Genomic DNA, 15,039 nt, shown 5'->3' with positions numbered 1-15,039 from the left:
AAAACTTCTGGACGGACGTCCAGTGCGGCTACCAGGGCCGGAACTCTGGGCAAAACAGTCCGCGCGATCCCCATTTCGACCGCGGCGGCGCGCTCACGCGCCGATGGCTGTGCAGACTAAGAGCCGAAACGTTGCATCCGCGTTGCATCGGCGCCCAGGCGGCGGTCCAGCACCCGGAGCTTGGCTTCGATCTGCGCATACAACGGTGAATCACGATCGACCGTCGCTCGGTAGGCCGCCCATGCCGCGGCGTCCTCGCGCCCCTCCGGGCACGCGGTCCACCGGCGCAGCACCGCGGCATCGCAGGAAGCCAGCACCGCGGTACGCAATCGCACCCGCAGCTCGTCGCGAATGTCGATGATTCCCGGTGCGGTCGACCGAGGCAGCACCGGCCCGGCATAAAGTCGTAATGCGGAATCGACATCACCGGAATCGAGCGCTGCGCGCAATGCCTCGACATCGGTGGCCACCGGAACGCGCAAACGGTAGGGCCGCGAACCGAAAACGGCCGAGCCGACCACCGCCCGCAATCGGGACACGGCCGCGCGGATGGTGCCGTTGTCCAGATCGGTGTCGTCGAGCAGCAGCGCGAGATGGTCGGCGCCGAGCCCCTCCGGATGTTCGGCCAGCAGCAGCAGGATCTCGGCATGCCGCTGCGACAAGGGAACTCGATCGTCGGCGACGCTCAACTGCGGCTGCCCGAGGCCGAGCACGTCGAGGCCGAGCCTGCCCGCGGGGTGCGGCTGCGCCGGGTCACGGCGGCCCCGGCCGTCCGCACCGCGCTCTCCCGATCGCATCGCGGTGAGCAGCAAGTCCATCTCCGCGGCGGTGGCGGTGGCTTTGACCAGCGCGAGGATCTCCGGCTTGGCCACGCGGACGCCGCCCGCGATCATCAGCACACCCACCAGCCTGCCGTCCGGATCGTGCACCGGCGCCGCGGCGCCGGTGATCTGGTGCATCCGGTGCAGAAAGTGCTCCGGGCCGTGGATCCACGCGGCGCGACCGGTGCGCACCACCAAGCCGACCGCATTGGTTCCGATGCGGCGCTCGCTCAGATCGTCACCGGCGCGCAGGCCGATCTCGGCGGCCGCCGCGACCTGCTCGGCGTTGCCGTGCACCGAGAGCACCCGGCCGAACTGATCGGCGATCACGACGATCAAACCCGTTCTGGCTACGTCCTGTACGAGCAATTTGTCGATCAGTGGCATCAGCGCGGCGATCGGATGGGCCTGGAGATAGCGCTGCAGATCGGCGCCGCGCAGGCCGCGGCCGTCGAGGGCATCCATCGGGTCGACCCCGTCGCGCACACTGCGCAGCCAGGACTCCAGCACGGCGGGGCGCAGCAAACCGGCGAGCCGGGCAAGTTGATCGCCACCCGCGCTGAGATATCCGTGCGCCTGCGCGGCGTAGACTTCGAGCGCACCGAGTTGGGCGCCCGGCTCCACGCCCTGCCGTGGGGGTCGCCCACCTGCGATGTTGCTGACCATTTGCCTTTCTTTCCGCCCCAAACTGTACCGGCGTATACAGGGCGGTACCGACCGATGGTGGGGTTTGTCCGCCAGGTCACACCGATTCCCATCCCGGTAAATTGTGACCCAATCGCCTTTCACTTTACGAGGTAAGGTACGCGGCCGCCTTTTCCGCGATCATCATGGTCGTGGCCTGTGGTCCACGACCGAGTGGCACCGGCACTACGGACAGATCCACGACCGACAATCCGGTGACGCCGTGCACTCGGCACATCTCGTCCACCACCGCCGCCTCGTCGTTTTCCCGTCCCATTCGGCAGGTCCCGGACAAATGCTGCGAAGTGGCGAGATTCGCGCGTAGCCAGGCGCCGAGATCCGCGGGCTCCGGAATCGGATCGACCGGCCGGGCGTTCATTCCTCGCAGCAACCCGCCTGCCGTCGCCACCGCGTCGCGCAACCGGGCACGATCCTGCTCCGCGGCGAGATAGCGATAGTCGATCAGCGGCGCGGCATCCGGTTCGGCAGATCGCAATCGCAGCACCCCGGCCGACCGCGGACGCATCAGCGTGACGCCCAGCCGGTGCACCCCCGGCGTGAAGGAGACCGCGTACGGCCGGATTTCGACGTCGTCGACTTCCAGCACCGTCTCCAGCGGGACGGCCGGCGGTTCGGCCACATCGAGCAGGTAGGAGATGCCCACCTCGGGATGGTCGCTGAACCGGGCGCCGACCGGGGCCGGGTGCACGACGGGGATGCCCAGTGCGCGAAGCTGTCGCGGGTCGCCGACGCCGGAGCGCAGCAACAGCGCGGCCGACTCGATCGCGCCGGCGCAGAGCACGACGCGGTCGGCCCACTCGATGCCGGTCTCGCCGTCGCGCACGCACTCCACGCCGACCGCCCGCGTCCCGTCGAAGCGGATGCGCGTGACGACCGTTTCCGCGGCGACGGTCAAGTTCGGGCGCGACAGCGCGGGCAGCAGATAGCCGACCCCGGGGCCGATCCGCCTGCCCTGGTCGCAATTGCACGGCACCGCCCCGACACCCTCACCGCTGCCGGGCGCGTTGAGATCCGGCACTTCGGCGAATCCGGCGGTCAGGCACGCCTGCGCGAACGCCGCACTGACCGGAGCGGGGTCCGGCGCGCGCCGCACCGGAATGGGGCCGCGGTCACCGTGCCATGGCTGATCACCGAAGTCCAGGTCCCGCTCGATCCGGCAGTACAGCGGCAGCACGGATGCGAACGACCAGGCGTCCGAACCGCCGAGCACGCGGGTCCATGCGTCGAAATCCGCCATCGCGGCCCGGACGAAGTAACCGCCGTTGACCGCCCCCGAGCCGCCGATCAGCCTGCCGCGCACGATGGTTCCCGGCACCGGCGGGTCGTCCGCGAGGACCACCTCGTAACGCCACAGCCACTGCGCCTCCGGACCGATCGGAAGCGCGGCCGCGTCCATCAACTCGGCGGGCATCGCGTCCAGACCGACCCACAGGGCGCCGGCCTCGAGCAGGCGCACCGTGTGCGCCGGATCGGCGCTCAAGCGCTCCGCCAGGACACACCCGGCGGTACCGCCCCCGACGATGAGCGTGTCGGCCATTCGGACTCCCGTTCGGTATCTCGGCGCGGCGCCGGTGCGGGCCGGATCAGGTCATCGCGGGTGGTCCGGATGGCTCAGCGCGACGGTGTGGTGGGTTTCAGCGCCTCCAGGCTGCGGGCGCGGAAGGCGCCCAGCCACAGGCCGGTGCCGTAAGCGATGTCGTCGAGCCGCTTGTAGGCCACGTAGCGCACCGGATCCAGGCCGCCCGCGTCGCGGTGGGTGAACCAGTCGGCCAGTCCGTCCGCGATGGCCATGGTCACCGCGATCCGCCGGATGCGCCGCGACACCACCATCGCCAGCAGCGTGATCGGCCAGTAGTGCCTGCACATCGCCGAGGCCAGACGCCACAGCCCGGCGAAGAAGCCGCGCGCCAAGTAGATCGAGGCGATCCGGGTGGGGTTGTCCAGCCCGGCGAAGACGCGGCGCAGCCGGGCCAGCGCGGTGATCAGGGTGACGACGCCGCCGAGCAGTCCCCACTTGGTCAGCGTCGCGAACAGGAAGGCGGCCAGCAGTGTCCAGGACGGCACCGACAGCGGTGAGACCGTTCCCGCGTGCCGCTCGCCCAGCGGCGCGGCGCCGGTGCCGTAGAACAGCTTTCGGCCGAACCAGGCCCGGAAGCACACCCGATGGTCGTGCGCCACGTGCGCCGCGGGCTCGTAGCGCAGCCGCCAGCCCGCCTGCTCCAGCCGCCAGCACAGGTCGACGTCCTCGGCGACGTGCATCGACTCGTCGAAGCCGCCTTGTCCCAGCAGGGCCCTGCGCCGTGCCAGCAGCGCCGCGCTCGGCACATAGGACACCAGTCCGCGCGAGTGCACGGCCGCCTCGCGCCGGCCCAGGTCCAGCGAGGAGCGGGTGTGCTCGTAGCGCGCCAGCGCGTTGGACTCCGGGTCCAGCGCGACGATCCGCGGGGCGACCAGCGCCACTCCCGGGTCGCTGAAGTGGCCGAGCATCACCTCCAGCCATCCGCTGCGCGGCACCACGTCGGAATCCAGGAACGCGACGAAGTCGGTTGTCGCCGCCCGTAAACCGGCGTTGCGGGCGGCGGCGGGCCCTTGCTTGCGGTCGTGGCGCAGCACGGTCACCCGGCAGCGGGTGCCGCGGTTGCGCGGGATCCGGACCGGTTGATCGGACCCGTCGTCGACCACGATGACGTTGTGCCCGCGCAGCGCGGCCAGCAGCCGCGCCAGCCCCTCGGCGTTGTTGTGCAGCGGCACGATGACGGTGACGTCCTCCGGCGAAGGCAGCAGCCGGGGGCGGGGATTGGCCACTCCGGAGTCGAGCAGCCGTCTGGCAACGACAGCGGACTTCGGGCCGGTCACCTCGAGGTACCCGTCGCCGATCATCTCGGCGGCCTCCGGGGCAAGTCGCAGCAACCGGGCAGGCGAACCGCCGATCAGGACCCGCCCACCGGAGTATGCGCGTACCCGAGGATCGATCCGCACCCCGAATCCATCGGGCAGGCGATCATGGCGCATTCCTGGCATGCTAGGCGGAGTTTCGGGTGCGGACATCAACAGTCCGGAAAAATCGCCGGAATTCCGGGCGAAACCGGCCCGCCACCGGAAGCGACCCGCCCCGCCGCCGATGCCGGGAGTTCGCCAACGGGCCTGTCCCAGCATCCGGCAACGCGGCGGCTATCACCCGGTAGCACACCGGGCGATAGCCGAATCCGGGCATTTAGCATACTTCCAGCAAACTAAGTGGCGTCATGCCAGCGGACTTTCGTCGCAGGCCCGCGACGGACGCCGGTCCGGCGAGAATCCGGCCGGGCGCGTCACGCTCAGCGTCAACGGGATCGGCCCGCCCTTGCGCCCGCCCGCCCGCGGCGCGACCCGGCGCGAGTGGTCGACCGACGAACGCGGGATCATCCGCGCGGTGTCGGCCAGCGCCGCTTCGCCGTAGCCCTGGACACACTCCGGGTCCGGTCCGTCGGCGGGCAGCCCGGTGAAGAACTTCGCCGCCATGCAGCCGCCCCGGCAGGCGTCGTAGTGGCTGCACGACGCGCACGCGCCGCCGCCGGTGGGCTCGCGCAACTCCCCGAACAGTTCCGAGGACCGCCATACGGCGCCGAAACCGCCGTCGGCCACCACGTTTCCGGCATGGAACCGGTCGTGAATGGCGAACGGGCAGGCATAGACGTCGCCCACCGGGTCGACGAGGCAGACCACCCGCCCGGCGCCGCACATGTTCAGGCCCGGCAGCGCCTGTCCGAACGCGGACAGGTGGAAGAACGAGTCGCCGGTGAGCACGCCCTCCCCGTTGCGCAGCAACCAGTCGTAGAGCACGCGCTGCTGGCCGGGAGTCGGGTGCAGCTCGTCCCACACGTCCGCGCCCCGCCCCGACGGCCGCAGCCTGGTCAGACGCAAGGTGGCGCCGTACCTTTCGGCGATCGCCCGGAACTGGTCGAGCTGTTCGATGTTGTGCCTGGTGGCCACCACCGACAGCTTCGCGTCCCGGAAACCCGCCGCGGCGAGGTTCTCCAGTGCGCGAATGGCCATGTCGTAGGAGCCGGGACCGCGCACTGCGTCGTTGACCGCCGCGTCGGCGCCGTCCAGCGACACCTGCACGTCGACGTAGTCGCTGGCCGCGAGCCGGGCCGCGACCTCGGGCGTGATCCGAACCCCGTTGGTGGAGAACTTCACTCCCACATGGTGCGCGGTCGCGTAGTCGACCAGCTCCCAGAAGTCCGGGCGCACCGTGGGCTCGCCGCCGCCGATGTTCACGTAGAACACCTGCATGCGCTCGAACTCGTCGATCAGCGCCTTGCACTGCTCGGTGCTCAGCTCGCGCGGGTCCCGCCGGCCCGAGGAGGACAGGCAGTGCACGCAGGACAGGTTGCAGGCGTAGGTGAGTTCCCAGGTCAGGCAGATCGGCGCGGCGAGACCGGACTCGAAGCGGTCCACCAGGCGCACCGCCGCGTCCGACGGCGGGACCACCCCCGCCGTGGACGGCGCCGGAGCCGCGCTCGCAGCGGCCGCTACCGCCGGTGCGCCGGCCGGTGCGCCGACGATCATCTCCGAATCGGCGAGCTGTGTCAGCGCTTCGGCGTAAGCCGCGGTACCGGCCTCCGGCACGCCCGCGGCACGCAGCGCGGTGCGGGCCGAGACGTGCTCCGGCAACGAGCGGACGATCTCGACGATCCGCGGACTCTTCAGGAAGGAGAGTTTGCGCGTGCCGAAGTGGTAGAGCAGCGCGCCGAAGGGCTCCGGCCGCAGCGCCACGCGCGGGTGCAGCTGCCAGCGGTTATCGAGATCGAGCATGGTTCTCGACCGCCTGTCAGTAGACGCCGCACATGCCGTCGATGGACACCTCTTCGATGAGGCTCTCCTCGACCAGCGGCGTCTCCTCGGCCGACCGCGCCGCGGCGGTCTCCATCCGTCCGGTGTTGTCGGTGTCGGCGTGTCCGATGGACCCGTATTCCGGCATGGCTACCTCCGCGAGGACGATCCGTGTGCCGGACTGCCCGGTGCAGTCCGTGCTCACACAATAACGTCATAAACTGACAAAACAACAGGTTTCAGTCACCGAACCGGCGATCGCCGCATTCCGGCCGCCGCGCACCCGGGACGACCGGCTGATTCGGCCGCGCACCGAGGGGAACAGGCGGCGACGGGGTCCATACCCGGCGCTCTAGACTGCGGGTGGCAAGCAGCTGAACGGAATGTGACGGGCGGCACGCGCCCGCCCTGGTAGAGGTGGCATGGGAGTCGGACGAATGCAGGCGAACGGGGGCGGCAGCACGCCGTGGTGCGAGCATCAGGCCCGGAGGCGGAAGCTTGCGTAACCACGGAGGGCCCGCGAGCACCACGAATCGAACACTGTCGGAGTCCGAGATCGTCGAGGCCGCGCTGCGGGTGGTTCGCGAGGACGGCGTGGAGAAGTTGTCGATGCGGCGACTATCCCGCGAACTCGGCGTCTCCCCGATGGCGCCCTACTACTACGTCGCGGACAAGCGCGAGCTGCTCGACCTCGTCGCCAGCGCGGCGCTGACCGGAGTGCGCACACCACCGCCGGAATCCGAGTCGTGGCAGCACCGGCTGCGCGACCTCGTCGACCAGATCGACGAGAAGCTGCGCAAGCATCCCGGTCTCGGCGACATCCTGATCGAGCAGATGCTCGGCAAACAGCTGGACCTGATCGCCGCGATCATGGACATCCTCGATGACGCGGGGTTCGGCGACCGCAACATACTGGCCGCCTACGCGACGATCCACACCTACCTGTTCGGTCGCAGCCGGGTGAACCCGCGCGACCGCTCCGCACCGGCCGACGTCACACTGCCCCCCGTTGTCGAGCGGGCTACTCGCTATATCGGCGACCTGCGCGGACGTTATTCCTACGACTTCGGCATGGACGTGCTGATCGCCGGTCTCGAAGCCCAGCTTGTCCGTCAGGCGACCACCGACGTACGATGAAACTGAAACACGTTCTAGTTTTGGCGTCGCGGAATGCCCATGCCAGGTTCGAGAGGACGACATGACCACTGTCGAGGTTCCACACGGCTCGCGCTCGGTCGTGCTGCGGGTGTCCGCGGTCATCGCCGAGACGGCCGACACCCGCTCCCTGGTCTTCGACGTTCCCGACGAGCTGGCCGAGAAGTTCCGCTACCAGCCGGGACAGTTCCTCACCCTGCGCATCCCCAGCGACCTGACCGGCTCGGTGGCGCGGTGCTACTCGCTGGCCAGCTCGCCCTACACCGATGACCGCCCGAAGGTGACCGTCAAGCGGACCGACGGCGGCTTCGGGTCGAACTGGGTGTGCGACAACGTGCAGGCGGGCGACCTGATCGAGGTGCTGCCGCCCTCGGGCGTCTTCACCCCGAAGGACTTGGACGACGATCTGCTGCTGTTCGGCGCGGGCAGCGGCATCACGCCGGTCATGTCCATCCTGAAGTCGGCGCTGGCCCGCGGCAACGGCCGCATCGTGCTGGTCTACGCCAACCGCGACCACGAGTCGGTGATCTTCGCCGGCGAGCTGCGCGACCTGGCGGACAAGCACCCGCAGCGCCTCACCGTGATCCACTGGCTGGAATACCTGCAGGGCTTGCCGACCGCCGACGCGCTGGCCACCCTCGTCGCGCCGTATCGCGGCTACGACGCGTTCATGTGCGGACCGAAACCGTTCATGGACCGCGTGCACGACGCGCTCGCGCAGCTGGGCGTGCCCCGCTCGCGCACGCACGCCGAGGTGTTCAACTCGCTGGCCGGCGACCCGTTCGCCGATCAGGCGCCGGTCGAGGTCTCCGACGAGGAGGCGGCCGACGCGGCGACCGTCGAGGTCGAACTCGACGGCGAAGTGCACGAGCTGAAATGGCCGCGCAAGCAGACCCTGGTGGACATCATGCTGGCCAAGGGATTGGACGTGCCCTATTCCTGCCAGGAAGGCGAATGCGGTTCGTGCGCTTGCACGGTGCTGGAAGGCAAGGTCGAAATGGACAACGCCGAAATTCTCGACCCGGAGGATATCGAGAACGGCTATATCCTCGGCTGCCAAGCGCACCCGGTGACCGACCACCTGAAGATCCAGTTCTGAGCCGACCGGGATTCCGAACGCAATTGTGCGTTCGCCCGGAATCGCGGCATTAACCGATCGATTGCGACGGTCGGCGCGCGCGGTATCCCGCGCGGACCTCGGGCGGTAAATGCTCGGTCGCGTAGCTCAGCGCGGTGCGTCCCATGGCCGTGGCGTGCCGGTCGAGGAAGCCGGTCAGCAGGCTGCGGTCGACGCGCTTACCGACTTCGCGCAGCATCCAGCCCAGCGCCTTCTGGATCAGGTCGTGGCGGTCGCCGAGCAGCAGTTCGCTCAGCGCGAAGGTGGTGGAGGCGTCGCCCGCCTTGATGAACGCGAAAGTGGACAGCAGCGCCACCCGTCGCTCCCACAGCGAGTCGGCCCGGGCCAGCTGGAACAGCAGGTCACGCGGCTTGTCCAGCAGCCACGGGCCGACGATGCGCTCCGCCGACACGTCCACGAGATCCCAATTGTTCACTCGGCCACGGCGCACGGCCGCGAGGTACAGCTCCACCATGGCGGCGCGGGCGGCATCGTCGAACGAGCGCGGCTTGGACGCCGCCGCGAATCGGGCGTTCAAGATGACCAGCGCGGCGAACCGGTCCTCATGCACGTCGCTGTCGAGCAGTTTGTCGACCTCGTCGAGCGGAAGCGCCGCGAAGCGTTTCGCGACGCCACGGCTCGCCGGGACCCGGACGCCGAGGAACACGTCACCCTCGCCGTATTCGCCGGGGCCGGTCTTGAAGAACCGCCGCAGGTGCGTCGCGTCGGCCGGAATCGCCAGTTCCCGCAAGGCCGCCTGCACGTCGGCCGCGGTCACCGAGTCGGTCATCGCACGGCGCTCCTGTTGCGAACTGCTCGGCGGCTCACGCTTGTGCGCCCAGAACGCGTCCGGACTCGAACGCGGCCGCGCTGGCGGGCAATGCGCCGGGCTCGCCGCTGTTGAGCACCCGGACCTCCCCGGTGCCGGTACTGGGGCGGCCGAGCGCGTCGATGCGCCGAATGGTCTGCGCGGCAACGGCTTGCGCGCTGTCGAACAGGCGCACACCGTCCGGCAGGGCGGCCACGATCGCGTCGGTCACCAGTGGGTAGTGGGTGCAGCCGAGGACCACGCCTTCGACGTCCGGCGGCGTCCGCGCGGCGGCGTCGGCGATCGCGGCGTGGGCGGCGGCCAGATCACCGCGGTCGATGGCGTCGGCCAATCCATGACACGCCACGCCCACCACGTCGGCGTCGCCGCCGAATTTCGCGATCAGATCGGCCTGATACCGGCTCGCCGTGGTCGCCGCCGTGGCCCAGACCGCCACCGACCGGCATACGGCCGCGGCGGGCTTGATCGCGGGCACGGTGCCGATCACCGGCACGTCGGGCCCGACGTCCGCACGCACGTGCTCCAGCGCCGTGACGCTGGCGGTATTGCACGGCAGGACGATCACCTCGGCCCCCATCCGGAGCGACGTTCGCGCGGCGTCGACCACCCGCTCGACCACCCAGTCCTCCGGCTTCGGCCCCCACGGCGCGCCATCCGGGTCCAGTTGCAGCAGCAGATCCACATCCGGCCGCAACTTGCGTAACCAGGCGGAAGTGGGCAGCAACCCCAGACCGGAGTCGATGAGCGCGACGATCACCGCACCACCGTATTACAGCCCCACCGACAGCCACGCACACCGCTCATGCCCCGGCGCACCCTCCGCGACAGCCACCAGCCGCCCCGGCCTCGGCGGATCCGGCCTTCGCCGAATGCCCGCGATCCGAGACGCGCGGTGCCCTCAGGCGGGACCCGATGCCCGCCAGCTGCGAGTTCTGCCACCGGTCCGCCCGAGCAACCGCGCGGAACTCCCGATGATCACCATGATCAGGAATTCGAGCCGGCACGAGCGCGCGGCCGGACACCGGCCGGGCCGAACCGATCGCGGCGTTGTCACGCACCCGGCACGTTCCGCGGAACCGCCGGCAGCCCGCCGCGACGTTGGCGCGCGACCGGCGCGTTCAGCTGGGCGCCAGCAGCTCGGTCACCGGAGCGCCCGCCGCGATCTTCGCGCGCGCCTTCATCACCTGCGCGGTCATACCCGCGCCGACGACGCCGGTGAGATTTCCGCCCTGGGAGTAGTAGGCGAGGAACTTGCGGCCGTCGTCGGAGGCGATGTGCACCTCGTCGGACGCGCCGGGGGTGCCGAGGGCCTGGATCTTGACGTCGTACTGGTCGCTCCAGAAATACGGGACGCGGGCCGCCGTGGGCGGTTCGGCGCCCAGCAGCGCGCAGGCGACCAACTTGGCCTGTTCGCCCGCGTTGGTCCAGTGTTCGACGCGTTTGCGCGAACCGGTGTCGTGCAGCCACGCCGCCACGTCGCCGACCGCCCACACGCCTTCGGCGGAGGTGCGCCCGACCTCGTCGGCGAGCACGCCGCCACCAGCCGACGGTTCGGCCAGCGCGATTCCGGAATCGCTCAGCCATTCGGTCACCGGCCGCGAACCCACGCCGATCACGACGAGATCGGCGGCGATCTCGGTGCCGTCGGACAGCCGGGCGCCGCGCACCCGCCCCGCGTCGTCGCCGAGGAGAGTGTCCACGCCGATTCCGCAGCGCAGATCGACCCCTTCCGCACGGTGCGTCCGCGCGACCAGTTCGCCCACTTCCTCGCCGAGCACCGAGGCCAGCGGCGTCGGCTGCGGTTCGACCAGCACGACGTCCACCCCCTGTGCCCGGAAACTCGCCGCGAGCTCGCAGCCGATGAAGCCCGCGCCGACGACCAGCGCCGTGGCAGCGCCGGTCAGATCGGCGCGCAGGGCGACGGCGTCGGAATGGCCGCGCAGCACGTGCACGCCGGCCAGATCGGGCAAGCCGGGCAGGCGGCGCGGGCGCAGGCCGGTGGCGACGATCAGCTGGTCGTAGTCCAGCGTCGTGCCGTCGGCGAGGCGGACGCGGCGCGCCGCGGTGTCCACGCCGACCGCTTCGGTGCCCAACCGCAGCTCGATCTGCTTCTCGTCGTAGAACTCGCTCGGACGCAGGGTGGTGTCGTCGGTCTCGCCGCGCACGAACTGCTTGGACAGCGGGGGCCGGTCGTACGGCAACCGCGACTCCTCACCGACCAGCACGAGCGCCCCGGCGTACCCCGCGCGGCGCAGTTCCTCCGCGGTGCGCAGGCCGGCGAGGCCGGCTCCGACGATCACGATCGGCGCGGTCATACGGCCATCCCTTCTGTGGAACTCGCCGCCGATTCCCAGCGGAAACCAGCGGTGCGACGAAGCCCACCCTAACCTCTGCTTGGTTCACGTCTCTGTGAGGACGGTCACGTCGCGGCAGGCGAGCGACTGTCGCGCAATCGTTTCCATTCCGCTATTGATCGGGCGGTCAATCAGAGTTATACCGAGGAGAGGACATATTCCCAGCCCGAGGAGGCACACATGTTCACCGAGAGCCGCGCGCAAGATTTCCTGGCTGTCGTGCTCGGAGCCTTCGCCGCACTGTCCCCCCTGTGGGTGGACACCAACGACAACGCCATGTGGTCGCTGATCGTGCTCGGCGTGCTCATCGCCCTCACCGGTCTCGCACAGATGGCCCGCCCCGAGATGGCGGCGGCGGACTACGTGATGGGCCTGTGCGGCGCACTGCTGTTCATCTCCCCCTGGGTCATGGACTTCACCGAGTACCGCAGCGCATCCTGGACCGCATGGGTGGTCGGGGTAGTGACGGCGGTGGTCGCGGTAGCGGCGCTGCCGACCGTGTCGGGACGTCTGCACGACATGGCTCCGCATCACTGATGCAGATGCCCAAAGCCCGGCGCGCCGGGCGTCGCCGCAGCGCCAAGGCCGACGGCGACGCCCGGCAGCTCATCCTCGACGCCGCGGAGAAGTTGTTCGCGGCACAAGGATTCGACGCCACCGCGACGGCGGCCGTCGCCGCCGCGGCGAGCGTCCCCAAAGGACTCGTCTTCTACTACTTCCCCACCAAGGATGCGATCCTGTCCGCCTTGATGTCCGAGCGGGTGCCCGCGCAGCCGATCGATGACATCGGCACGGTGGTGGCGCCGGGCGATCCGGCGACCAGCCTGGTCAATCTCGATGCCGCCCTGAACCTGCGCGACCACCACTCGTCGGTGCTGCGGGTGATCCTGTGGCGGGAGGCCGATACCCATCCCGACGTGCGACGGCAACTGCGCCGCCTGCGCGATCAAATGCTCGACGTGACCGCCAAGGTGCTGCAGGCGAGCGCCCCGGCCCCGGTCCGCCCCGGAACCTTGCGTGCGTGCGCCGCGGCCTGGGTCTCGGCGATGTTCGCCATCGCCAGCACCGACCGGCTGCACGCGCTCGACGGAGTGCCGCTGCCCACCGCCGACGAAGTGCTGAACGTGGCTCGCGTGGTCGCGGCGGGCATGACCCAGATGGGCTGAACGCACCGGAGTTATCCACAGCAGGCGTGTTGTCCACATTCGCCCCTGCGATGGGTGTCCTGAGGACGCCGGTCGCTCACGATCGTCGTATGGAAGCACCGCAACTGATCTCGCGTAAGCAAGCGCTGGCATCCGGTCTGTCCGACAAGGCCCTGCACCGGTTGTGCCGAACGGGGAAATGGCAGCGGCTGCGGGCCGGGCACTATCTGAATTCGCCCGCGTCCGGTCTCGGCGCGACCGGGCGGCATCTGCTGATGACGTTGGCGACCGCGGAGTCCACGTCCGAGTCCGCCATCACGAGCCACTGCTCGGCGGCGGTACTGCACGGAATGGCGACCTGGGGCATTCCGCTCGACCGCGTTCATCTCACCAGGAACCGGATCAACGGCGGTCGGCTGAGCAGGCGGCTCGTGGTCCATTCGGCCCAGATGGAGCCGGACGAGATCACCCTGGTCGACGACATCCGAGTGACCACCCCGGCGCGCACCGTCCTCGATATCGCCCGCTCGGAACGCTTCGAACAATCCGTCGCTCTCGGAGATTCCGCCTTGCGGCAGGGTCTGACCACCGCGACGGAACTGCGCGAACATCTCCGCAGGGCCCGGCACCGGCCGGGATGCCGCAGGGCCGCCCTCGTCCTCGACTTCCTCGACGGCCGCAGCGAGAGCGTCGGAGAATCCCGCAGCCGGATCATGCTGCGACAGCAAGGTTTCCCCGCTCCCGAAGTGCAAGCGCGCGTGTTCTCCGAGAGCGAGATATGCGTCGGTCGGGTCGATTTCCTGTTCCCCGACTTCGGGGTGATCGGCGAGTTCGACGGAAAGGCCGAGTACCGGACCGCGGCGCGAGCCCTGATGCCCGCCGAAGAGGCCGGCACCGCGGAAATGCTGCGCGAAGACCAACTGCGCGCCCTCGGCTGGACAGTCGTCCGCTGGACTTGGGACGACCTGTCCGCTCCCGGCCGCCTGGCCGAGCGCCTCCACACGGCGTTCCGCACCGCCGCGAGCGATCGCCGGTCCGGCTATTGGACGCCCACCCCAGCATTGTGATCCGCACTTCCACTGTCCCGACGAGCGCAAAGAGGCGTCCCATGAGCCATTGCCCGAGCACAGTCCCTCGCCCGCCGAGAGGTCGCCGCCGTGGGCGAGATACCAGTGATGCGGTTTATGGGCACTCAGGCGCGCCGGGTGAGGAAGTCGGTGACGTCGATGGCGAAGCGGGGGTGCTTGATCGCGGCCACGTGGCCCGCGCCGGGGTAGATGACGAGGCGGGAATCGGGGATCCCGTCGGCGGTGCGACGGAACGTGGCGAGGCTGTAGGCGGCGTCTCGTTCGCCGCCGACGACGAGCGTGGGCGCGTGGATCTCACCGAGGCGGTCGCCGAGGTCGAAATCGTCCTCGGCGCGGAGGAAGGCATGCGTGTCGGCGGGGTCGGCCGGGCGGTTCAGCGGATCGAGCAACCACATGGCGGCGGCCGCGAAACGAGCGGCGACGGGCGAGGATACGGTGCTCGAGGCCAGGTGGTGCATTGCCCGGCGGCCGCGCAGAGCGGCTTCGGCGTAGCGCATCTGGCTTTCCTTGGCGATCGGATCCAAGCGGTATCCGGACGAGGCGATGACGAGGCGGCGCACCACCTCCGGATGATCGGCGGCCAGTTGCAGCGCCACCGAGCCGCCGGAGGAGATGCCCAGCACGTCGACCGGCTCGCCGAACTCGCCGCGCAGCGCGTCCGCGTGCTCGGCGGCGATCTCGCCCATCGTGATGCCCTCCGCCATGCCCGGCGCCCGGCCCACCGCGTAGACGCGGAAGTTCCGGGCGAGCGGCCCCAGCGTCTTGATCTCGGAGTCGCGCATCCACCCCCGGGGGTTCGCGTGGTCGGGGCTGAACCACCGGAGAAACACCAGCGGCCGGCCGGAGCCGATCGCGAAATAAGGCAGGCCGTGCGCCCACACGCCCTCGGTGACCTCGAACCCGGCAGCTCGTCCGGTCTTGCCCACGATGTCCTCCGATCAGAGACCCGTCCCTCGTCCCGACGCTATCGGAGTGCGCCGTGGGGTGCGATGACCTCTCCGGTCGCGGAG

At 69.9% G+C, this 15,039-nt stretch carries 14 protein-coding genes; 5 read left to right on the top strand and 9 right to left on the bottom strand.

All coding sequences use genetic code 11. The annotated features are described in order from the left end of the window. Positions 1–116: 116 nt before the first annotated feature. The 5 genes from LTT66_RS16825 to mftA form a co-directional block, all read right to left on the bottom strand. Positions 117–1,487 carry a GAF domain-containing protein gene (locus LTT66_RS16825; RefSeq protein WP_233068591.1) on the bottom strand — a complete coding sequence of 457 codons (1,371 nt, stop codon included), beginning with the start codon at positions 1,485–1,487 and terminating at the stop codon, positions 117–119. Between the two features lie 124 nt (positions 1,488–1,611). Further along, a complete protein-coding gene (mftG, locus tag LTT66_RS16820; protein WP_233068589.1) occupies positions 1,612–3,063 on the bottom strand; it encodes a mycofactocin dehydrogenase MftG in 1,452 nt (483 codons plus the stop codon). Between the two features lie 74 nt (positions 3,064–3,137). Then, a complete protein-coding gene (mftF, locus tag LTT66_RS16815; protein ID WP_233068587.1) occupies positions 3,138–4,538 on the bottom strand; it encodes a mycofactocin biosynthesis glycosyltransferase MftF in 1,401 nt (466 codons plus the stop codon). Between the two features lie 231 nt (positions 4,539–4,769). After that, entirely contained in the window at positions 4,770–6,323 is a 1,554-nt protein-coding gene (mftC, locus tag LTT66_RS16810; RefSeq protein WP_233068579.1) for a mycofactocin radical SAM maturase, read from the bottom strand. Positions 6,324–6,339: 16 nt separating this feature from the next. Beyond that, positions 6,340–6,438 (bottom strand): mycofactocin precursor MftA, encoded by a 99-nt coding sequence (gene mftA, locus LTT66_RS16805; protein ID WP_157172164.1) that lies wholly within the window; start codon positions 6,436–6,438, stop codon positions 6,340–6,342. Positions 6,439–6,839: 401 nt separating this feature from the next. Here mftA and mftR2 point away from each other — a divergent pair, with 401 nt between their 5' ends. Both mftR2 and LTT66_RS16795 read left to right on the top strand, forming a co-directional pair. After that, positions 6,840–7,478 (top strand): mycofactocin system transcriptional regulator MftR2, encoded by a 639-nt coding sequence (gene mftR2 / locus LTT66_RS16800; protein ID WP_181722865.1) that lies wholly within the window; start codon positions 6,840–6,842, stop codon positions 7,476–7,478. A gap of 61 nt (positions 7,479–7,539) precedes the next feature. After that, on the top strand, positions 7,540–8,595 hold the full coding sequence (locus tag LTT66_RS16795) for a ferredoxin--NADP reductase (protein WP_233068577.1): 1,056 nt from the start codon (positions 7,540–7,542) through the stop codon (positions 8,593–8,595). A gap of 49 nt (positions 8,596–8,644) precedes the next feature. Here the strand turns inward: LTT66_RS16795 and LTT66_RS16790 are convergent, their stop codons facing one another. The 3 genes from LTT66_RS16790 to LTT66_RS16780 form a co-directional block, all read right to left on the bottom strand. Continuing rightward, positions 8,645–9,403: a DNA alkylation repair protein gene (locus tag LTT66_RS16790; RefSeq protein WP_233068575.1), complete on the bottom strand. Its 759-nt coding sequence runs from the start codon at positions 9,401–9,403 to the stop codon at positions 8,645–8,647. A gap of 34 nt (positions 9,404–9,437) precedes the next feature. Then, positions 9,438–10,199: a glutamate racemase gene (locus LTT66_RS16785; protein WP_233068573.1), complete on the bottom strand. Its 762-nt coding sequence runs from the start codon at positions 10,197–10,199 to the stop codon at positions 9,438–9,440. A 361-nt stretch (positions 10,200–10,560) separates the two neighbouring features. Continuing rightward, positions 10,561–11,757 (bottom strand): NAD(P)/FAD-dependent oxidoreductase, encoded by a 1,197-nt coding sequence (locus tag LTT66_RS16780; RefSeq protein ID WP_233068571.1) that lies wholly within the window; start codon positions 11,755–11,757, stop codon positions 10,561–10,563. 219 nt (positions 11,758–11,976) lie between these two features. On the opposite strand from LTT66_RS16780, the gene LTT66_RS16775 reads away from it, so the two are divergent. The 3 genes from LTT66_RS16775 (at position 11,977) to LTT66_RS16765 (ending at position 14,008) form a co-directional block, all read left to right on the top strand. Then, positions 11,977–12,333 (top strand): SPW repeat domain-containing protein, encoded by a 357-nt coding sequence (locus LTT66_RS16775; RefSeq protein WP_181722860.1) that lies wholly within the window; start codon positions 11,977–11,979, stop codon positions 12,331–12,333. Continuing rightward, positions 12,333–12,962, top strand: a complete 630-nt coding sequence (locus LTT66_RS16770) for a TetR/AcrR family transcriptional regulator (RefSeq protein ID WP_233068569.1) — start codon at positions 12,333–12,335, stop codon at positions 12,960–12,962. The genes LTT66_RS16775 and LTT66_RS16770 overlap by 1 nt, the downstream gene beginning before the upstream one ends. Positions 12,963–13,051: 89 nt before the next feature. Further along, entirely contained in the window at positions 13,052–14,008 is a 957-nt protein-coding gene (locus LTT66_RS16765) for a type IV toxin-antitoxin system AbiEi family antitoxin domain-containing protein (RefSeq protein ID WP_233068567.1), read from the top strand. Between the two features lie 125 nt (positions 14,009–14,133). On the opposite strand, the gene LTT66_RS16760 is transcribed toward LTT66_RS16765, so the two are convergent. Then, entirely contained in the window at positions 14,134–14,955 is an 822-nt protein-coding gene (locus tag LTT66_RS16760; RefSeq protein ID WP_233068565.1) for an alpha/beta fold hydrolase, read from the bottom strand. Positions 14,956–15,039 lie beyond the last annotated feature (84 nt).

The sequence above is a fragment of the Nocardia gipuzkoensis genome (genome assembly GCF_021183645.1).
Classification (GTDB): domain Bacteria; phylum Actinomycetota; class Actinomycetes; order Mycobacteriales; family Mycobacteriaceae; genus Nocardia; species Nocardia abscessus.
The sequence above is the reverse complement of the archived record's forward strand: the minus strand, read 5'-3'. Positions and strand labels throughout refer to the sequence as shown.